Origin of the sequence: Nonlabens agnitus (genome assembly GCF_002994045.1) — a bacterium.
Lineage (GTDB): Bacteria > Bacteroidota > Bacteroidia > Flavobacteriales > Flavobacteriaceae > Nonlabens > Nonlabens agnitus.
The window spans coordinates 715,454-735,487 of record NZ_MQUC01000003.1; the positions used below are offsets into that span (position 1 = coordinate 715,454).

The 20,034-nt window shown below is 40.9% G+C and carries 18 protein-coding genes; 13 read left to right on the top strand and 5 right to left on the bottom strand.

The genetic code is table 11. From position 1 onward, the window contains the following. Positions 1-112: 112 nt before the first annotated feature. On the bottom strand, positions 113-352 hold the full coding sequence (locus tag BST86_RS03490; RefSeq protein ID WP_105982047.1) for a hypothetical protein: 240 nt from the start codon (positions 350-352) through the stop codon (positions 113-115). 92 nt (positions 353-444) lie between these two features. On the opposite strand from BST86_RS03490, the gene BST86_RS03495 reads away from it, so the two are divergent. From BST86_RS03495 to BST86_RS03505, 3 genes are all read left to right on the top strand, one after another. Continuing rightward, entirely contained in the window at positions 445-3,684 is a 3,240-nt protein-coding gene (locus BST86_RS03495; protein ID WP_105983930.1) for a S41 family peptidase, read from the top strand. 239 nt (positions 3,685-3,923) lie between these two features. After that, complete coding sequence (locus BST86_RS03500; protein WP_146126701.1) at positions 3,924-6,770, top strand: T9SS type B sorting domain-containing protein; 2,847 nt, start codon at positions 3,924-3,926, stop codon at positions 6,768-6,770. A 155-nt stretch (positions 6,771-6,925) separates the two neighbouring features. After that, a complete protein-coding gene (locus tag BST86_RS03505) occupies positions 6,926-7,783 on the top strand; it encodes an SdiA-regulated domain-containing protein (RefSeq protein ID WP_105982049.1) in 858 nt (285 codons plus the stop codon). Positions 7,784-8,109: 326 nt separating this feature from the next. Here the strand turns inward: BST86_RS03505 and BST86_RS14855 are convergent, their stop codons facing one another. Continuing rightward, entirely contained in the window at positions 8,110-8,262 is a 153-nt protein-coding gene (locus BST86_RS14855; protein WP_172443306.1) for a hypothetical protein, read from the bottom strand. Between the two features lie 164 nt (positions 8,263-8,426). On the opposite strand from BST86_RS14855, the gene BST86_RS03510 reads away from it, so the two are divergent. After that, on the top strand, positions 8,427-9,293 hold the full coding sequence (locus BST86_RS03510; protein ID WP_242446450.1) for an SdiA-regulated domain-containing protein: 867 nt from the start codon (positions 8,427-8,429) through the stop codon (positions 9,291-9,293). Positions 9,294-9,323: 30 nt separating this feature from the next. On the opposite strand, the gene BST86_RS15060 is transcribed toward BST86_RS03510, so the two are convergent. Together BST86_RS15060 and BST86_RS03515 are read right to left on the bottom strand one after the other, a co-directional pair. Then, entirely contained in the window at positions 9,324-9,446 is a 123-nt protein-coding gene (locus tag BST86_RS15060) for a hypothetical protein (RefSeq protein ID WP_262497908.1), read from the bottom strand. Between the two features lie 21 nt (positions 9,447-9,467). Then, on the bottom strand, positions 9,468-10,019 hold the full coding sequence (locus BST86_RS03515; protein WP_105982050.1) for a DUF421 domain-containing protein: 552 nt from the start codon (positions 10,017-10,019) through the stop codon (positions 9,468-9,470). A 228-nt stretch (positions 10,020-10,247) separates the two neighbouring features. Between BST86_RS03515 and BST86_RS03520 the strand changes: the two genes are divergently transcribed. Beyond that, positions 10,248-10,976, top strand: coding sequence for a phosphatase PAP2 family protein (locus tag BST86_RS03520; RefSeq protein WP_242446451.1), 729 nt, complete (start codon positions 10,248-10,250; stop codon positions 10,974-10,976). 184 nt (positions 10,977-11,160) lie between these two features. After that, entirely contained in the window at positions 11,161-12,885 is a 1,725-nt protein-coding gene (locus BST86_RS03525; protein ID WP_105982051.1) for an FAD/NAD(P)-binding protein, read from the top strand. A gap of 105 nt (positions 12,886-12,990) precedes the next feature. Here the strand turns inward: BST86_RS03525 and BST86_RS15165 are convergent, their stop codons facing one another. Next, the gene (locus BST86_RS15165) at positions 12,991-13,110 is read right to left on the bottom strand and encodes a T9SS type A sorting domain-containing protein (protein WP_105983933.1); all 120 of its coding nucleotides are present in this window, start codon (positions 13,108-13,110) and stop codon (positions 12,991-12,993) included. 107 nt (positions 13,111-13,217) lie between these two features. Here BST86_RS15165 and BST86_RS03535 point away from each other — a divergent pair, with 107 nt between their 5' ends. The 7 genes from BST86_RS03535 to BST86_RS03565 all read left to right on the top strand — a co-directional run bounded on the left by BST86_RS03535 (position 13,218) and on the right by BST86_RS03565 (position 20,015). Beyond that, positions 13,218-14,342 (top strand): formylglycine-generating enzyme family protein, encoded by a 1,125-nt coding sequence (locus tag BST86_RS03535; RefSeq protein ID WP_105982052.1) that lies wholly within the window; start codon positions 13,218-13,220, stop codon positions 14,340-14,342. Between the two features lie 228 nt (positions 14,343-14,570). Beyond that, positions 14,571-15,002, top strand: a complete 432-nt coding sequence (locus BST86_RS03540; protein WP_105982053.1) for a response regulator — start codon at positions 14,571-14,573, stop codon at positions 15,000-15,002. Continuing rightward, positions 15,002-15,544: a heme NO-binding domain-containing protein gene (locus BST86_RS03545; protein WP_105982054.1), complete on the top strand. Its 543-nt coding sequence runs from the start codon at positions 15,002-15,004 to the stop codon at positions 15,542-15,544. Before BST86_RS03540 ends, BST86_RS03545 begins: the two co-directional genes overlap by 1 nt. Beyond that, on the top strand, positions 15,537-17,513 hold the full coding sequence (locus tag BST86_RS03550) for a PAS domain S-box protein (protein WP_105982055.1): 1,977 nt from the start codon (positions 15,537-15,539) through the stop codon (positions 17,511-17,513). Before BST86_RS03545 ends, BST86_RS03550 begins: the two co-directional genes overlap by 8 nt. 3 nt (positions 17,514-17,516) lie before the next feature. Continuing rightward, on the top strand, positions 17,517-18,644 hold the full coding sequence (locus BST86_RS03555; protein ID WP_105982056.1) for an FIST signal transduction protein: 1,128 nt from the start codon (positions 17,517-17,519) through the stop codon (positions 18,642-18,644). Then, the gene (locus tag BST86_RS03560) at positions 18,645-19,697 is read left to right on the top strand and encodes a sensor histidine kinase (RefSeq protein WP_105982057.1); all 1,053 of its coding nucleotides are present in this window, start codon (positions 18,645-18,647) and stop codon (positions 19,695-19,697) included. It begins immediately after the preceding gene. Next, a complete protein-coding gene (locus BST86_RS03565; protein ID WP_105982058.1) occupies positions 19,698-20,015 on the top strand; it encodes a histidine kinase in 318 nt (105 codons plus the stop codon). Positions 20,016-20,034: the final 19 nt, after the last annotated feature.

Sequence of the window (20,034 nt, forward strand, 5' to 3'; positions counted from 1 at the left end):
GTCTAGTCTTGTTTTCATCGCTCAAAAAATTAACTAAAACCACCTCGATATTTAACTAAAATATCGATTGAAAATGGTGGGCATATCTGCAAATTTACCTTGTAATTTAAAGTCATATCATCATGGCAAACAAAGCAAAACCAGCACCGAAAAGCGCAAGCAAATCGGCTGCTAAGCCAGCTCCTGCAAAAGGAAAGGCTATGAAGCAAGCTCCTAAAAAGTAGCCTTCAAAATAGTTGCGACATGATCGCGACCAGTGTCTAACAATCCATGCCGCACTAGAAATAGCGCGGTATTTTTTTGGTAGGTTTTTAAGGTAGTTCGCTTTCGCGAAAGCGAATTTATCAACCATCTACTGCATTAATTTTCTTACGGCTCAAAATCCAATCGGCTTATAGGCAATATTCATATTTGAATTATCTTGCTATGCTCAAAGAATATCACATGAAAAGCATAGTATTTCTAGCCTCTTTTTTTATCTCCATTTTTGCCACAGCCCAAAATGATGCGGGCTGGTTGCGTCACAGTGCGATATCTCCAGATGGGTCGCAAATTGTTTTTACCTACAAGGGCGATTTATATAAAGTGGCTTCTACTGGCGGTAACCCTCAACAACTTACCTTTCACCAAGCCCATGATTATATGGCGGTATGGAGCGCAGATGGTCAGCGTATCGCCTTTGCATCTAATCGATACGGCAATTTTGATGTGTATGTGATGGATGCCAATGGCGGTAGTGCGACGCGTTTGACCTTCCATTCCAGTGATGAGGAACCCTATACTTTTAGTGCCGATGGATCGCAGATTTACTTTGGCGGTTTGCGTCAGGACACGGCCCAACACAGACAGTTTCCAACCGGTTCACAGCCAGAAGTTTATTCTGTGCCAGTTGCTGGAGGTCGTGTAGATCAATTATTTACCATACCAGCCGAAGAATTGGCCGTGAACAGCGATGGATCTACCATACTTTATCAAGATAAAAAAGGTGGTGAGAATGACTGGCGCAAGCACCATACTTCCAGTATCGCTAGAGATTTATGGGCTTATGATGTCGCATCAAAAAGCCATAAAATGTTGACCACTTTCAATGGTGAGGATCGACAACCCGTTTATGGTGCTAATGATCAGACGGTTTATTACTTAAGTGAGCAAAGCGGCAGTTTCAACGTTTTCAAAATGAATTTGAACGAGCCAACGAAGTCCACCCAGTTGACCAATTTTGAAACGCATCCCGTACGATTTTTGAGCTATGGAAATGGAGTTCTCAGCTTTGGCTACGATGGTAAGCTGTACACTATGAAAGAAGGTGAGCAGCCTAAGAAATTGGTAGTCAACATCACTACTCAAGCTATTGATAACAGCGATAAATTCATATCAGTTAATGGTGGTGTTCAGGAAATGGCCGTCTCGCCTAATGGCAAGGAAATCGCCTTTATCGCACGAGGTGAGGTTTTTGTAACCTCAGTCGAAGAATCCTTTACCAAGAGATTGACCAACACGCCAGAAGCAGAGCAATTCGTGACATGGGGACCAGAAGGAAAGTCTGTAGTTTACAGCAGTGAGCGCGATGGTAAATGGAGCATTTTCAAAACAGAAATTGAGCGTAAAGAAGAACCTTTCTTTTTTGCAGCAACCTTGTTGAAGGAAACTCCAGTAATTGAAAATGATAAGGATAACTATCTAGCAAGATATTCTCCAGATGGTAAGAAACTCGCTTTTATAGAAGACCGCAAAACCCTTAAAGTGAAGGACATCAAGACTGGTGAAGAGGTGGTTCTTTTAACTCCAGAAGAACTTTTTCACATGAGAGATGGTGATAAGTACTTTAGATGGAGTCCTGACAGTAAATGGTTGCTCGTAGATTGGAGTCTTTCCCTAAGTAATAGTGATGTGTTGCTTATGGCGGCAGATGGATCCAAAAGAGTGAACCTTAATGAAAGCGGCTACTATGATAGCAATCCAGTTTGGGTTAACGATGGCAAACAGATGTTGTGGTTTTCCAATAGAGACGGTTTAAAATCTTACGCCACGAGTGGTTCTACCCAAAGTGATGTTTACAGCATGTTTTTTACTCAAGACGCATGGGACGAATTCAATTTAAGTAAGGAAGAATACGACTTGATGAAGGAAATCAAAAAGATGTCTGAAAAGAAATCAGATGAGGATAAGGACGATAAAAACAAAGACAAAAAGAACAAGGACAAAAAAGAGAAAGAGCCTGTCAAAGACTTGACTTTTGATTGGGATGAAATGAAAGATCGAGTGAAGAAGTTCACCATTCATTCTTCAAACTTGAGTGATGCCGTTCTTTCCAAAGACAACAGCAAGCTGTATTATCTCACAAGGTTTGAGGATAAACTGGACTTGTGGGAAACCGACTTGCGCACGCAGGAAACTAAAATGAAAATGAAATTAGGTGCGTCATCTGGTAATCTGGAATGGGATGCAGATAGAGAAAACCTATTTCTACTGAGTAGTAGCAAGATTTCTAAAATCGATCCAGAAAAGGAAAAGAAAGAAGGCGTCGATATTTCTGGAGAGATGGAATATGATGCAGTTGCAGAGCGTCAGGCCATGTTTGATCACGTGTGGTTGCGCACTGATAAGATTTTTTACCATTCCAATTTTCACGGGATCGATTGGAATCTCATGAAAACAGAATATGAAAAGCATCTTCCATACATAGGCAATAGCACAGAGTTTGCTGAGATGCTCTCTGAAATGCTTGGGGAATTGAATGTGTCTCATGCTGGGGCCAGAGGTTCTAGTTACTCCATCGATAATGAAGATGAAACGGCATCGTTAGGTATTTTCATGGATTATGACCATCAAGATGATGGCATCTTGATTACCGAGGTGTTGACAGGTGGACCACTGGATAAAGCAAAGTTTGATATCCAACCTGGAATGATCATCCAAAAAATCGATGGTCAGGACATACAGTCTAACACAGATATTGCTAAATATTTGAACCGCAAGACCGGTAAATTCACACTTTTGGAAATCAAGGATCCCAACAAGAAGGATAATCTGGTCATCACGGTAAAACCCATTTCTCTAGGTGAGGAACGCAGCCTACTGTACAAGCGATGGGTAAAAACCAATGAAAAAGAAGTAGAAAAGAAAAGCAACGGCAAACTGGGATACGTTCACATTCCAGGAATGAGCGACGGTCCCTATCGGGATGTGTACGATAAGATGATGGGTAAATATCACGATCGCGCTGGTGTGATCGTCGATACTAGATTTAATGGTGGTGGTGACCTCGTGGCAGACCTTGCTGCATTCTTCACGGGTCAGCCCTTTATAATATATGCGACAGAGCAAAAGGTAGTAGGCGGCGAGCCTACATCGCGATGGACCAAGCCTACGTTAGCAATGATCAATGAGGCTCAGTACAGTGATGGACACTGTTTTGCCGCAGGTTATAGCGATTTGAAAATAGGAACCACGGTAGGTATGCCTATACCAGGTACTTGTAGTTTTGCCGGTTGGGAGCGTTTGCCAGATGGTTCTCGTTGGGGCGTCGTTCCAGTGAGTGCAAAAGACATCAATGGTGACTGGATGGAAAACAATCAAACCAATCCTATGATACAGGTCAAAAACATGCCTTCTACCATCATAAACGGGACAGATGAGCAATTGGATCGTGCCATTCAAGAACTTCTTAAGGAAGTAGAATAGAGTAGGTAGAGTTCGCTTTCGCGAAAGCGAAATTTACAAAGCTCAAACTATTAAATTAACATTGGTTAATTAAATTCAGTTTTATACAAGATTTTGAATACCTAATTGGTCTTAGGTTTTACATTTTATCGACGAAATACATAAAAAATACGTATTTTAACCTTTAATCGATGTTTTTGATTCGTTAGCCCTATTTTTGAGACGTTATATAGTTCATCTTAATAGGCAACTCGACTTTCTTGAAACATTCAATATTCTTAGCGACCACTTTGATCGTATTCTTTGGCTTGATTCTCAAGCCTGAGTACAGCGCGTGGAATAATGCTACGAAATATAGTGAGGTAGCCAAACCTACAACTACAGCAAACATCACGTGCCCTTCAGACATTGTAGTAACTGCTGATGCTGGAGAATGTGGAGCTATCGTAAATTTTCCAGATGCTACGGTCACAGGAGTTACTAGCGCTGATCAAATTATCTTGAGATTTGAAGGCGATCCTCTAGCTCTGCCTGTTTACGAAGAAGAAGGAATGCGACTGCAAGGATTTGATCGCGACCATATCGATGCTCCATGGCCTATTCCATGTGATAATAGACAAGGTGCATTGATTCATCCTTATACAGGAAATACGTGGACGTACAATGGTGGCCAACCATTCACACCTAATCGTGTGTATGTATGTTCTACAAACATGGTTTTTAAGACCGGCGATTGTGGTACAGAATTCGTCCCAACTCAAACGGGTGATGTAGACTTTCCTGATACTCCAGAATGGCAAAACATCACATCAATGACTTGGGAAGAAACTGGAGGCACCATTGACACGAGTATTGATAATTTCAGGTTCACACCTACATCTGTCAAACAAACCGCAGGTCTGGAATCGGGTTGTTTCTTTCCTGTGGGCACTACGCCAGTTACTTTCACGGCTATAGATGAGAATGGTGTGGAAACGAGCTGTAGTTTTAATGTAACGGTTTTGGACCAGGAAGCTCCACAATTTACGGTACGTAATATTTCGTTGTCGTTAGAAAACACATCTTCAGTCAACATTGCTCCTGATGACATTTTAGTTGATCCAGCATTTGACAACTGCGGTATCAAGGATATTTCCTTGAGTAAAGGCACCTTCTTTTGTACTGATACCGGCGATAACTCAGTCGAAATCACAGTCACTGATATTAACGGTAATGTTACTAGAGGTGCAGCAATTGTTACTATAACAGGCAACGGTAGTTCTGGAGCTATTGATGATATTCCAGATGGAGACTATTGCGACAGCTTTACATTTCCAGCAATTACAGGAGTTGCTTTGTCTGGCAATGAAGCTTTTTATTCACAAGTGGACGGCAACGGAATTAAATACAGCGCTGGTGACATCATCAATTTTGATGCAGCAGTAACCTATCCGGTGACGTATTATATCTATGACGATGCGCCCAGTAACAATGGCTGTAAAAATCAGGTTTCGTTTGACGTAAACATATTGCCTACACCAATGTTGGATCCTGTGGCAGATGTACTTGTTTGTGAGACCTACGTTTTTCCAGAAATCAAAGGTGAAAAACTATCTGGAAATGAAGCCTACTATACTGAATCTGGTGGTAATGGTACTAAGTATAATTCTGGAGAAACTATTCATATCGACAAGGCCTTAACCTATCCACTTACTTTTTACGTGTACGATGTGAGTTCGGCGAACTGTTTTAGTGAACGCAACTTTGATTTGGATCTTACCGTCTGTGATGTCAAAGTAGAAGTAGAAGCTTCCACAACAGTTATTTGTGATAATGACATGGATGTTGTCACCATAACTGCCATACCGCTGGCACCCGTAAGCGATAGTAATTATGTCTATGAATGGAGACAAGATGGAAATCCCAATGTTATTGCCACAACTCCGCAGATTGAGGTGTTGCCATCCACAAGCACCACCTATCGAGTTACCGCTACAGATCCATCGAGCAGGGCAGCAATTACAAGCGATACGGCTTCCATAACCATTGTTGTGAATGAAGCGCCCATCGCACCATCTAATATTGATGTAGCACAATGCGATGATCCTGAGAATGGAATAGGCATAGAATTTATAGACCTGAATGATTATGATGATCAGGTGACCATGGGAATTGAAAATCTCGATATTACCTATCATTTAAATCAAAATGATGCTGATAATTCGCTGAATTCAATCTCCAATACACTAGAAATTACTACGGGCGAAAACGTGATCTATGCACGATTAACCAATCCCAATACTGGTTGCTACAGCACAACGATCTTGACATTTGAACTCTTTGAAGCACCAGAACTGATCATCGATCCTACTTCTGTTTCTCTATGCGAGGCAACTACTGGCGAGTTTTTATCTACGGTAATAAGAACCAATCTTTCCATTGAAGATTATGATTTTATCTGGACCGTAGAAACAGAATCAGGAACAGAGCTGCTTGCAGATGCAACGGCGCAGTTGCAGGTCAATGAAGCAGGTATCTATACTGTGGAAGCCATCAACAAAATGACAGGTTGCACTGCCAAAGCTACTGCCACGGTAGACACTGTACTGAATCCTATTCAAGCTACCGCGAGTGCAGAGTTGACTGCGGTGTTAAACAATCACGTCATCAATGTTGAGGTAGAAGCCGCCATGGATCAAGAAACTACTTATCAGGTCATGCTGGGCGATGGTTCATGGTATGATATGAATGAATTTAATGGCAGCTACACCTATACATTCCGTGGTGTGGAAACCGGCAATGGTATTCAAACCATCCAGTTGCGAGATTCCAATGGATGTTGGACACAGACCCTAGAAGTGATTACTTTGGGAATCCCGCAATTTGTCACGCCTAATAATGACGGCTACAACGACACCTGGAACATCAAAGGTTTAGAGGTTTTGGATCAAGATTCAAAACTTTATGTTTTTGACCGGTATGGCAAATTGCTGGCAGATCTTACCCTAGATCAACAAGGTTGGAATGGCGTTTTTAATGGAGAGCCATTGCCTTCTACAGACTATTGGTACCGTCTGGAATTGGAAGATGGTCGTACCGTTTCGGGACACTTTTCTTTAAAGCGATAGCACATCTTCTTTAAGGTATGTTCTAATTCTTCTATCCTCATTTTCAAAACTGTAGGATCATATTTATTGATCGTTGGTGTTGCTTTTAGAATAAGTTAACAGCGTTTGAGGTTACAAAAAATATTAGATCTAGGATATTTGTTTAAAATGCATGTATGAAAAATGTCAAGCTAACCTTTGCCCTGGTCGTGATAGGCATGGTGCTGGTCGCGGTTTTTGCCTATCTCATGGTTTCCCACCAAAAACCTATGGCTGCATCTACCAACTATGAGATCGTAAAAACGTGGCCACTTCAAAGAGAGTTGGAAGAAATAAGCGGTATCACTTGGCTAACCGATAATACCATTGCCTGTATCCAGGATGAAAACGGACTTATATACATCTATGACCTAGAGCAAGGTAAGGTGGTCGAGCGCATAAATTTTGCTGGTGATGGTGATTACGAGGCTATTGCCGTGATGGATGATGATGCCTTTGTGATGCGTAGCGATGGTAGACTGTTTAAAGTAGCACGCTTTCGCGAAAGCGAACAAAAAACAACCACCTATTTTCAAACCAACTTTACGCCTAATGATGACATGGAATCGCTGGCGCTTAACGCCACCGGTGATATGCTTCTCACCATTCCTAAACAAACAAATAATACAGAAGATGCGAAAGGAATCTATGAAATCGATCCAGAAACAAAACAGACTTCTTCCGATCCTATAATTGAAATAAAGATCAACGACAGTTTGTTTAATAAAAATGAGCAGCGAGCGGTCCGAACGAGATTTAGTCCTTCAGATATGGCGGTGCACCCGCAAACTGGTGATTTTTATTTAATGGAAGGTGTTCACCCTAAACTGGTCGTACTGGATCAAAAAGGATTGGTCAAGGACATCATATTCTTGGATAGTAAGAATTTTGCTCAGCCTGAAGGAATCGCTATTAGTCCAACAGGTAGAATCTATATTGCCAATGAGGGAAACGCAGGTATCGCTACCATTCATGAAGTGATTATAAAGCTGTAAAACAAGTTACTGTAAATCAATTAAATAGACATTCAATGTAAAATTAAGGTTAACTAAATGTATAATTAACGTTTATAATTATTATATTTGGGTCTAAATTTTTTATTATGAGACCTTACAGAACGCAAGTTGTGAAGAGAGAAGGAAGAGTCTCTCGAATTGAAAGTCTATTTGCAAACCTGAGAGCTTACGGTGAGAAATGCCGTGCGTTTTATCAGTTTGCGACGACTACGTAAACTTTTTGAAGTTTAAAATTGCGAGCCTGCTAGTGATTCACTGGCAGGCTCGCATTTTTTTTAGGTCGTATCATAAAGATATGGATCGCCTTATTCCTTTTGAGAATTCAAGGCTTTTTGGAGATCCTTGAGGCGTTGTGCTCGAGCTTCCTTTTCTGTGCGCAATTTGTTTTTCTTGCGCTCCATAAGTTTGGAATGCTTGCTCTTGTTTTTTGTGTTTTTCTGCTTTCCAGATTTGGCCATGGTTCAAAGATACCTATTTATAGAAACGGTTGTTATGTACAAGCTATGCTGGGTAACTATCAATATGGAGCACAGTAACGATAGAAATGATTAACAAAGACCTGCTATATTTTATGCTTACTTTTTGAGACCTAGACCATGCAATATTGCAATTTTGTACTCCTATGAAAACGATCAAATATACTCTGGCGGTAACCGTGGTGTTATCACTAATGATCGCGCTTCTTGCGTTTCAAGGCTTGAAGACCGACGATGAGCCCAAGCAGAAAAAAGCGTCTACTGACTATACTATTGTTCAAAAATGGGAAATGCCCAAATACCTGAGAGAAATAAGCGGTATCGCTTGGCTTCCAGATGGGAAAATGGCTTGCGTGCAGGATGAAGAAGGAGAAATCTTCATTTACGATCTTGAAAGCAATAAAATTCTACAAAATATTCATTTCGCCGATTCTGGTGATTATGAAGGTATCGCTGTGCACGATGACACCGCCTATGTAATGCGTAGTGATGGAAAGATCTTTGAGGTAGCACGCTTTCGCGAAAGCGGAAAAGCTAAAACCATCAGCTACAAAACGGAGTTCTCTTCCAAAAACAACATGGAAACACTTGCCATAAGTCGCGATGGATCCTACTTGATCTCAGCGCCAAAGGATCGTGATAAGGTGGATGAATTCAAGGGATTGTATAAAATTGACCTAGAGTCACGGCTGGTGGACGCGGTGCCTACCGTGAGTATCAATATGGAAGATGATGCCTTTGAGGATTATCTAGAAAAGAAGGTTTATAAAACATTTAGCCCATCAGATGCTGCTGTGCATCCTTTAACTGGCGAGTATTATGTGCTGGAAGGAATTGATCCCAAACTGGTGATCTTAGAAAAGGATGGCACCATCAAAAAGGTAATCGAACTGGATGAGGACGATTTTGCACAGCCAGAAGGAATCACCTTTAGTCAAGACGGTACCTTGTTTATTTCTAATGAAGCCAGTAAAAAGAACAAGGCTAATATTCTAGAGGTAAAGCTGAACTGATAGACTTGTTGAGTTCAATGACTCAAGCAGCTATTTAGACCTTGAGGTTGTCTTGTTGCTTTTACCAGCTTTCTTTTTCTTTCTATCGCGATACCAGCGATAACCTTTCCATCCTAGTTTCCCTAGGGTAATAATTTTAAAAATCTTTTTCATAACTATATTTTTTAAATGGGTTTAAACCTTTTCTTTTTTCACGTCTAGAAAGTCCAATAACCTAGGCTCTAGCGTTGCATCAACCTTGCCGTGTAGGACGCTCACGTCACCAGTACTTTCAAAAACCACGGCTTTCACTTCTTCAAACTTCAAGACATTGGCTTCGCGCAGTTTTGCAATCAGTTCTGATCTGTGCAGATTGGTTTTGGCAAGGTTCTCTTCAATGATTTTACCGTTTTTCATTAATAAAATGGGCGCATTGGTCGCAGTTTTTCTAAACCAGCCCGCATAGCGCTGTAACAAGGCAAATACCACTTGGAATAGAACGATAGCCGCTAGAGCTACAGCACCATTACCTATGGAAGTCTTAGGATCCAGCGATACAGAAGCCAAAATACTACCTATGGCAATCGTAGTGGCAAAATCAAAACTGGTCATTTTTGAAAAAGTACGCAGGCCGGCAACCCTAGTGATTAAAATAAGTACTGAAAAAATTACCACAACGGTAATTACAATGATGGTAGAGGCCGTTAGGTCTAGATACAACCACTCTTTGATATTAGAAATATTCATAATTCTTAGATTAGAAAAGATGGAAATGTTTTTCATCCATTGCCAATTTCCGATTAATAGCGATGTGGACCTCTTAATTATTATGTAAGATTTTTCGAACAAGGTGTTGATGTTCTAGATATCTTAATTGGAGCCTTAAACTTTGCGATTATGGTCAGGCTTGTGAAAAGTTTACAAAACGGTTGCTGTTATAAGTGCTAATTTTATCGATTGCAAAATCAAGCTTTGGTGCAAAAACAATTACTAGCCTCATTAAGATACCTCAAGAATTTTCTATCACGTACGATGGAAAAGTATGACGGTCGGTTGGCTTACATCATCACGGCTGTTGTGGCAAGCATTGTATTTGTGGGCGGCGTCAAGCTCTTCATCAAATTGACCGAAGTCCTGAAGACAGAATATCTGGCATCTTATGACAGTTCCATATCAAATTATGTGCAACAATTTCGCACAGCTTCATTGACAGATTATTTCGTTTTTGTAACCGATGTAGGCGACACTTTAGGTTACCTCATCATTTTCACCTTTTGTACGCTCTTGTTTTATATTCTTTTTAAAAGCTGGAAATATGTAGCGCAATTTGCCCTGATCATGATCCTGGCCTTGAGTTCTAATTTGATTTTGAAACAGGCCATCAACCGGGCAAGACCAGATGCAGAACATCTCGTTATGGTAGAAACCTTGAGCTACCCTAGCGGTCACGCCATGATGGCGATGGCATTTTATGGTCTGCTTATCTATTTCGTCACGCAGTTTGGCATCAGTAAATACTGGAAAACATTGTTGATCATTTTATTAGTGACTCTTATCTTAAGCATTGGAACCAGCAGGATTTACCTAGGTGTGCATTATCCATCAGACGTTGCTGGTGGTTTTATTGCAGGCTTTATTTGGGTGGTTTTCTGTATCATGATTTTCAACTTGATCAAAATATTCAAGCGAGATCCATCGACTTGATCCATGGTAGGAAGGAAGATCTTTGTTTCTAAGGAGTTCGCTTTCGCGAAAGCGAATACATCATCAAGCTTTTCCATTGTCTAAAAGCTGATAGTCATCATCCATCTTATTGCAAATAACCTTGTACGCTCGATTTAAGAGAACGTAAAGAACATTTAGGCGCTACTAGGCCGTTCTTTGTAGCATGGGAGAAACCAAGTTTTTAGCTATTGTAGGTTGTGGTGCGCGAGGATTACATGCTTTGGAACGATTCTTTATCACGTTGTCTGATCGCGTATCGTCACAATTAGTAGGAAATTACAAAGTTATAGTTTTTGAAACACGTGAGAATCTAGGTACTGGTCTAGCTTGGGATCCAGATCAAACCAGCGTGAACTGGAGTAACATTTCTGACCGTGCTTTGGAACCTTTTGAGGGTAGGCCGGCGTTCAATCTAAAAGACGTGCATTTCCCTTCATTTCCCAGTTATCTGGAGTGGTTGGAAGAGGTGATGGGCGTGACCATCAATGAAGAAAAGGATACTTTTTCCAAACGTAAGGTGACCGGTGCCTATCTGGTCCAGCGCGTACTATCCATCGTCGAGCCGTTGCAAAGTCTAGGTTTGCTGGAAGTTAAAAGAGAACGCGTGATCAAGCTTACCCATCAAGAAAATGTTTTTACTCTCGATACAGAACAAGGCGATGGATATGATTTCAAGAAAGTGCTTCTTGCCTTGGGACATTTAAAAACCACTATTTCTAAGGAAAATCAGAGGTTCATTGAGCATGCTAAAAAAGATGCATTGCATTTTAGCAATGACCCGTATAGCCATGAAGCTGCGGCGATTTATGCTTCTTCTAAGAAGATCTTAATCAAAGGTTTAGGCCTCGCCATGATTGATGTGGTGCGCATGATCACTGAAAATGATAACGCTGGATTTGAGAAAAATGATCACAATATCTTCCTGAATTACACTGGCAACAAGAACGTTCAAATCGTTCCCTACTCACTAGACGGACTTGCCATGGTACCTAAACCAGTAGGAAAACATATTGATGACAATTTTGATCCCATCAAGGCTGGAAAAGCAGAAATGTTGGACCAACTAAAGACAGACATAAAAAATGGAGAAGTCCAGGACGTTGATGATATTTTGTACCCAATAGCTGGTGTCGTCATGAATGTCTATAACCGTTTTGATCAGCCTTACGGCAGTTCATCCTTGAGCGATGCAGAAGGAAAGGACCTCATTGTCACTTGGCTCAAGGACCAAACCACCAAAAATGAGCATATCATTGATACCAATATGTTCATTGTAGATTACATGAAGCTAACCTGTCAAATGTCTCATGGTAACACACCGTTTTCCCTGGATTATACTATTGGACAAGTGTGGAGAGAACTACAAATAGACATGTATTATCTATACACATATCAATTATTGCCACCGGCATTGGTAGCTAGGTTCATCGAGATCAATGAAATGGCAAAACGTTATAGCTTTGGACCACCGGTAGAAAGTATACTGCAACTCATAGCTCTTCATGATGCTAGTGTCTTGAATTTGGATTTTGTGAATCAGCCAGAGATCGAACTGGTTGACGATGGTTTCAAAATTCTTAAGAATGATAAAGAGATCGTTTGTGATGCCTTAATAGACAGTGTTTTAGATAAACCCAATCTTTCCAATATCACTGATCCCTTAATCGAATCTCTAGTTTCTAAATCAATGACGCAGCAGTTTGAGGAGAATTTGGGCATTGCCGTTTCACATAGCGCAAATCATTTGCTGGGTTCTGTAACTATAGAAGGCTTGCATCATGTAGGCCGCAATACCAAAGGATCTGAACATGGAGTTGACGCACTGCTGGAATGTTTTGATACCCAAAAAATGCAAGTGGTGATTGATGAAATTTTACTTAATTCTTAGATTACATTATTGATTATTTAAATTCCAATTATTCCTTGCTAAGGAATCAAAAAAATCCTGAAACAGATCAACTGTTTCAGGATTTAAGATTAGGATAATTCAAACTTAGTTCTTTACCAGCTTTGAGCTAAAGGTATCGTTGTTTTGATTCTTGAATGTTGCGATATACACTCCAGGATTAAGATCTGAAATGTTAAGGCTATTACCTACGGGAGTCGCAGTAATTACTTTTTGTCTGGTCTAGTTAATGGATAATAACATTCGTAATCATGTTAAGGGTTCTAAATGTTAGCTGATTACTTTTGTGTATAAAGAATATCTAAATTAAGAAAATGACCTTTAACAATTATAGATCACGTAAATCTTTGATCAAATTAGTCGTCATCAACACACTTCTTTTTTCAGCGATTGCTTGTAAAAAGTCAGTAGATGTTGTGAATGATACACCAGATGATGCGACAATTGTAGAGGTGGAAAAAGCTCCTTTTGAGGCGCCAGAAGGTATGGTTTGGGTTCCCGGTAAAACTTTTACCATGGGAGCAAAAGACAGCGATGCGATGGCAATGCCTCGAGAGAAACCTTCCCATGAGGTTAGGGTCGATGGATTTTTCATGGATGCTACCGAGGTTACTAATGATGAATTTTCCGCTTTCGCGAAAGCGACACAATACAAAACCATTGCAGAGCGACCCATAGACTGGGAACAAATGAAAAAGGAACTGCCAGAAGGAACGCCAAAACCAGCAGATTCCATTCTCCAACCAGGATCGCTGGTTTTCAACAAAGACGTTGAAGGCGTCGTGAATATGAACAACTATGCCCAATGGTGGAAATGGAAGATTGGCGCCAACTGGAGACAGCCCTACGGTCCAGGCAGTTCCATTGAAGGCAAACGAAATTATCCAGTGGTCCATATCGCCTATGAAGATGCACTAGCTTACTGCAAATGGGCCAATCGCAAACTACCCACAGAAGCGCAGTGGGAAAGCGCCGCACAAGGAACCGAAACGCAGCAGATATTCACTTGGGGCGATGATTCCAGCAAGATTGGTCAAAAATCAAACACTTGGAAAGGTCAATTCCCGGTCAATAACACAGGTGCAGATGGCTTTAAATATGTGGCTCCAGTCAAGTCATTTGACCCTAATTCGTTAGGCTTATACGATATGGCAGGAAATGTTTGGGAATGGACCAGTGATCTGTATAATGAGGATTATTACCAGACGTTACCCAAAGATCAGGTGATCTCAAATCCGCAAGGAGCGGATACCTATAAAAACAGACAAAACCCCTATCAGGAAGAAATGGTCATGAAAGGCGGTTCCTATTTATGTCACGCGTCCTACTGCGCCAGCTATAGAATAAGCGCCAGAATGAGTACGAGCAGAGATTCTGGAAGTGATCACTTAGGATTTAGAACTGTTGCTACACCAGCGATGATTGCTGCTAAAAATTAGTCCTATCTTAGGTTTAGCTTGCTCACGATGAGTGTTGCTTTACAGTCAAAAAAGCTATAGGCTTTTGAACTATCAAACCTTTTCTTCAGGTCTACCCAAATTATTTTCTATCGACGATGATTCAATATGTCTTTACCGTTCGTCGACACTTAAACGTTATCTACCGACAGTAAAATACTGTTCAACTAACTAATTCCAGAAAACTGACCTTAAACATCATATTTGTAGATGCTTAAACCCTCAACCTTGAACAACAAACTCAGAGTATTACTCATAGAAGACGACACGATTGAGGTCATGAAACTCAAGAGAGCGATCGCAAAACTGGAAATGCCTCATGAAATCGTAGAAGCAAAAAACGGTGAAGAAGCTCTTGATATACTTAGAAACCGCGATTCGTTACCAGACTTGATCCTCTTGGATTTGAACATGCCTCGTATCAATGGCTTGGAATTTCTCAAGATTCTAAAAAATGACGAGGTGATGCGCTTTTTACCAGTGGTAATTCTGACTACTTCCAGCAATAGAAAAGACATGCTGGAATGTTATAAAGAAGGTGTTGCTGGTTATATATTGAAGCCGCTCAAGTACGATGATTATGTGGAAAAGATAAGCACCACATTAAATTATTGGAGTTCCAACGAATTAATTAAAGGATAATGAAGGGAATCGTTTTTACAGAATTTCTGGACTTGGTAGAGACTAAGTTTGGCCTTGAGATGGTGGACACCATCGTTTCTAATGCAGATTTGCCTTCAAAAGGTATTTATACCTCAGTTGGTACCTATAGTTTTTCTGAAATGCTCAGCTTATTGGTCAACCTCAGTCAGGAAACGGGTATAGCCATCGATGAACTGTTGCTGGTTTATGGGGAACATTTCTTTACGGTAGTCGAGAATAGTTATTCCTCTTTTTTGAGGGAATTTACTGATCCTATAGAAATGCTTGCTTCCATAGAAAACCATATTCACGTAGAAGTCAGAAAGATATATCCAGACGCAGAGCTTCCTACTTTCAATGTTCTGGAGAAAACAGAAAATACACTGATCATGATTTATAAGTCCAGTCGTTCCATGCACTGTTTTGGGTTGGGACTTATGAACAAGACTTTTGAGTATTTCAATTCTGAAGCCACTATATTAGTTGAGAAAATAAAAGAAGATGGAACTGAGGTAAAATTCAGTATTCAGAGAAATGGCTGAAGATAAAATTAAGATTTACGAACGTGCTCTAGCCCGCGAGAAGGCGGCCAGGAAGCAAGCGGAACAAATCCTAGAACAAAAATCCAGAGAGCTTTTTGAAAAATCTGAAGAGCTGCGCATTTCCAATTTCAAACTAGAAAACCTCTACAAACAAACCTCGTCAGAACTTCAAGGCGTCTTTGAAAACATTGTGGATGCTTATGTCGTCATGGACATGAACAGCAAGGTCATAAAAATGAACCATGCTGCAGAAAAGCTACTGGGATACCAATTAGAAGAAGATATCGATCTGTTCTCGCTGGTTCATCATGATGAAAAGGAGAAAACCGCTGAAGCTTTTAAATATTTATTTCACAACTCATCCATTACCGATTTTCAAATAAAAATCGTAGTTAAAGATGGTTCTACCAAAATGGTCCACATCAATGCGAGCTTAATTTTTGATAGTGATAAAAAGCCAGTAGCTGCTCAAGGTATCGTGCGAGACATCACAAAAGAAAAGGCTGCAGAGCATCAATTAAGAGAATCCCAAAACCGACTGGCGACCTTAATCCAAAATCTTGAAAGTGGCATTTTGCTGGAAGATGAAAACAGGGATATCGTCATCACCAATAATAGATTTTGCGAGTTTTTCAATATTCCTGCCTCGCCCGAACAGTTGGTTGGTCAAAACTGCGCTAATGCTGCAGAGCAGAGCAAAGGTCTGTTTGCAGATCCTGATAGCTTTGTAGAACGTATCAATACACTGGTAAATAACAAGGAGCTTGCCTTAGCTGATGAGCTTCAACTAGTGGATGGGCGCGTTCTGGAACGAGACTTTATTCCAGTATACGAAAATGAGATCTATAAAGGACACCTCTGGGCTTATCGAGATGTTACCCTGCGAAGACGCTACCGTAAAAATATTGAGGTAGAGCGGGAAAAATATAGCAGCATCATTGCTAACATGAACCTAGGTTTGATAGAAGTGAATCTTGATGACGAGATCTTGATGGTCAACCAGCGACTGGAAGCCATGTCAGGATATACAGAGCAAGAGCTGATAGGTAAAAAGGGAAATGAGATGTTGCTTGTCAAGGAAGACAGGATAGTACTGAAAAAAGAAAACCAAAAAAGACTCAAAGGCAGTTCCAATTCTTATGAGGTAAGAATACGTAGAAAGGATGGAGAGATTCGTACTTGGCTTATTAGTGGTGCACCACAGTATAACATCAACGGTAAGGTAATTGGTTCTATTGGAATACATCTGGATATAACAGAACTCAAAAACCTCGAAATCCAAAAAGAAAATCTCCTCAAAAAATTAGAGAAGAGCAACGACGAGCTCCAGGAATATGCACACGTCGTTTCCCACGACTTAAAATCACCTTTGCGCAGTATCAATGCTTTGGTGAGTTGGATTAGAGAAGACAATCTGGACAAGTGGACGGAAGATACCAGGCACCACCTCAATATGATTGACGCGACATTGGAAAAAATGGAGCAACTTATCTCTGATGTATTGGAATATTCCAGTGTAGGATCAGACAGCAGCATCAAGGAATCCATTGATTTAAATGAGGTTTTGACCGACATTGAAATGTTGCTGCACATTCCTGATCACATCACTCTTGAGATTAAAAATCCATTACCAACCATAAAGGCAGATAGAGTCAAAATCCAACAGCTTTTTCAGAACTTGATCAGCAACGCCATACGTTATTGCGATAAAGATCCAGGATATGTCAAAGTGGATTTTGAAGAGACACCCAAACATTTCAAGTTTACTGTAGAAGATAATGGTATAGGAATCAGCCCAGAATATCATGAAAAAATCTTCAAAATCTTCCAAACGCTCAACAAGCGCAAAGACTCTACTGGAATAGGACTTTCCATCGTTAAAAAGATCGTTGATTTATATAACGGTGATATATGGGTAGAAAGCGAACTGGAAAAGGGCACTACGTTTCACTTTACGTTATCCAAATAACGTATGAAAACAGTTCAGCTACAACGTGGGAAGAATGAGGACTGGATCTACATAGGAGACCACCAGCAATTGATCGCTCCTTTGGTGCTCATCTTTGGGAATAGGTTTTTACTCGAAGATCCTGCGTTGTTGAGTGAGGTTAGAGCGTTATTCCCAGATGGCGAGTTAGTATTTGCCTCTTCCAGTGGTGATCTCGTGGCAGGTGCCGTCAACGACGAGCATATCACCATTACTGCGATCGAGTTTGAAAAGACTCAGTTTGAAATTAAAAGAGTCAACATCAAGGATTTTGATGACTCAGCAGCGGCAGGTGATGCGGTTGTGTCTCTTTTAAATACCACAGGTTTACGACACGTATTTGTTATTTCTGAAGGTAGTAGTGTCAATGGCTCTGCCTTGACTAAAGCAATGCAATCCAGATTGCCCAGCACGTTGATTACTGGCGGACTTTGCGCAGATGGTGATCGGTTTGAGCGTACGCTGGCTTCCTACAATGAATCGCCTAAAGAAGGTGAGATCATCGTTATTGGTTTTTATGGAGAAAGTTTTGAAGCTTCCTTTTCCATCTATGGCGGCTGGAAACCTTTTGGTCCAGAAAGAGTGATTACTAGATCTAAAGGAAATGTACTGTATGAAATCGACGGCAAACCAGCCTTGGATCTTTATAAAAAATATTTAGGTGACAAAGCCAAAGACCTACCAGGATCTGCATTGATTTATCCTTTGAACGTACAATTGGAAGGTAACAAGCAATCCTTTGTACGCACCATTCTCAATATTGATGAGGAAAATAACGCCATGATTTTGGCAGGTGATGTTCCAGAAAAATCCAAAGTCCAACTCATGATGAGTACTATGGATGATATAGCCGCGGCGTCAGAGACCGCCGCCATAAGAGCCATGGAAGGAAGGCGACAGCCACCACAACTGGCTATATTGATAAGCTGTATAGGCCGCAAATTGGTTCTGGATCAGCGAGTGGAAGAAGAAGTAGAAGAAGTGATGGATGTCATAGGAAATAATGTGGTCATCACAGGAATGTACTCCTATGGCGAGATTGCTCCGTTTTATGGTGAGCGGGAATGCAGGCTGCACAATCAGACCATGACCATTACCTTAATAAGCGAGTAGATGAACCCATTGCTTAAGAGACAGATCAGGAAGCTGTTGCCCGAAGACCTTCGGGATAGGGAAGACCTACAGGCATTTCTTAAGGCAGTTGGTGATTCTTATGACAATCTGGAAGATCAATTTAAAATGACTCAGCGCGCCATGACCATAAGCTCTGACGAACTTTTTGAGGCCAACCAGTCGTTACGAGAAGAATCAGAACAGCAACAAAAACTACTGGAACGCTTACAAGCCGTCATCAACAGCGTGAATCCGCAAAAAGGTGACCTTGAAGATGCGGAAAGTATTCAAGACATAGAACAAGGTAGCTTGGCAGATTACATAAGCAACCAGGCAGAGCAATTGATTGCAGTAAACAAAAATCAGGAGCGATTATTAAAAGAACTCGCCTTGCAAAATCAAGAATTGAATGACTATGCACACATTGTTTCCCACGATTTAAAATCTCCTTTGCGCAGTATCGAGGCCTTGGTCAGCTGGTTGATAGAAGACTATGAAAGTGAATTGGGAACTGCTGGAAAGCAGCAAATCGATTTGATCGTGACCCATTTAGAGAAGATGGATGCCTTGATTCAAGGGATTTTGAGTTATTCTTCCATTGATAAGGAAGACCGCAAGGAACACGCTATTGACCTCAATAAACTGGTGGCCGAAACCGTTGAGTTGCTTCACGTGCCCAGTCATATCAAGGTGAAAATCCATACGTTGCCTACCATTACAGCAGATCGATTCAAGATCCAGCAACTCTTCCAGAATTTACTGGGAAATGCCGTGGACAATATGGATAAAATGAACGGTCGTATCGATGTTATCGCAAGGAAGCTGGATCAAGGCATTCAGTTTGAGATCAAGGACAATGGCAAGGGAATTCACAGAGATTATTTTGGTAAAATATTTCAGGTGTTTCAAAAGCTGGAAGACGATTCGGTTAGTACTGGTATTGGGCTTTCCATCGTCAAAAAGATCGTCAACTTTTATGATGGTACCATCTGGCTGGACAGCGAGGTGGACAAGGGCACCACATTCTATTTCACTTTACCTAAAACGCTGTAAATGGAGCAACCCAATCGCGATTACATCAACGAACTTTCTGGCGGCGATGCGGCCTTTGAGGACAAGCTGATTCTTGTTATCAAGACAGAATGGCCCGATGAGGTCAAGGAATACGAGATGAATATGAAGAATTCCGCTTTCGCGAAAGCGGCACTCAACGTACACAAAATCAAACATAAATTAGGCATCGTGGGACTGGTAGAAGGCTATGAACTAGCGGTGCAATATGAACTTGACCTCAAAGCTGGGAACACGTCCCAAAAAGAGTCGTTTCAAATCGTTCTGGACCGCGTGACCCATTTCATAAATCAATTGTAATATGTAAATTGCTGTCCAT

Bases quoted from the DNA above. Each gene is read 5' to 3' on its own strand.
- BST86_RS03540 (WP_105982053.1), top strand. From the start codon at position 14,571: ATGCTTAAACCCTCAACCTTGAACAACAAACTCAGAGTATTACTCATA.
- BST86_RS03535 (WP_105982052.1), top strand. From the start codon at position 13,218: ATGACCTTTAACAATTATAGATCACGTAAATCTTTGATCAAATTAGTC.
- BST86_RS14855 (WP_172443306.1), bottom strand. From the start codon at position 8,262: ATGGCCAAATCTGGAAAGCAGAAAAACACAAAAAACAAGAGCAAGCAT.
- BST86_RS03505 (WP_105982049.1), top strand. From the start codon at position 6,926: ATGAAAAATGTCAAGCTAACCTTTGCCCTGGTCGTGATAGGCATGGTG.
- BST86_RS03545 (WP_105982054.1), top strand. From the start codon at position 15,002: ATGAAGGGAATCGTTTTTACAGAATTTCTGGACTTGGTAGAGACTAAG.
- BST86_RS03565 (WP_105982058.1), top strand. From the start codon at position 19,698: ATGGAGCAACCCAATCGCGATTACATCAACGAACTTTCTGGCGGCGAT.
- BST86_RS03490 (WP_105982047.1), bottom strand. From the start codon at position 352: ATGGTTGATAAATTCGCTTTCGCGAAAGCGAACTACCTTAAAAACCTA.
- BST86_RS03495 (WP_105983930.1), top strand. From the start codon at position 445: ATGAAAAGCATAGTATTTCTAGCCTCTTTTTTTATCTCCATTTTTGCC.
- BST86_RS03515 (WP_105982050.1), bottom strand. From the start codon at position 10,019: ATGAATATTTCTAATATCAAAGAGTGGTTGTATCTAGACCTAACGGCC.
- BST86_RS03555 (WP_105982056.1), top strand. From the start codon at position 17,517: ATGAAAACAGTTCAGCTACAACGTGGGAAGAATGAGGACTGGATCTAC.
- BST86_RS03560 (WP_105982057.1), top strand. From the start codon at position 18,645: ATGAACCCATTGCTTAAGAGACAGATCAGGAAGCTGTTGCCCGAAGAC.
- BST86_RS03510 (WP_242446450.1), top strand. From the start codon at position 8,427: ATGAAAACGATCAAATATACTCTGGCGGTAACCGTGGTGTTATCACTA.
- BST86_RS03525 (WP_105982051.1), top strand. From the start codon at position 11,161: ATGGGAGAAACCAAGTTTTTAGCTATTGTAGGTTGTGGTGCGCGAGGA.
- BST86_RS15060 (WP_262497908.1), bottom strand. From the start codon at position 9,446: ATGAAAAAGATTTTTAAAATTATTACCCTAGGGAAACTAGGATGGAAA.
- BST86_RS03550 (WP_105982055.1), top strand. From the start codon at position 15,537: ATGGCTGAAGATAAAATTAAGATTTACGAACGTGCTCTAGCCCGCGAG.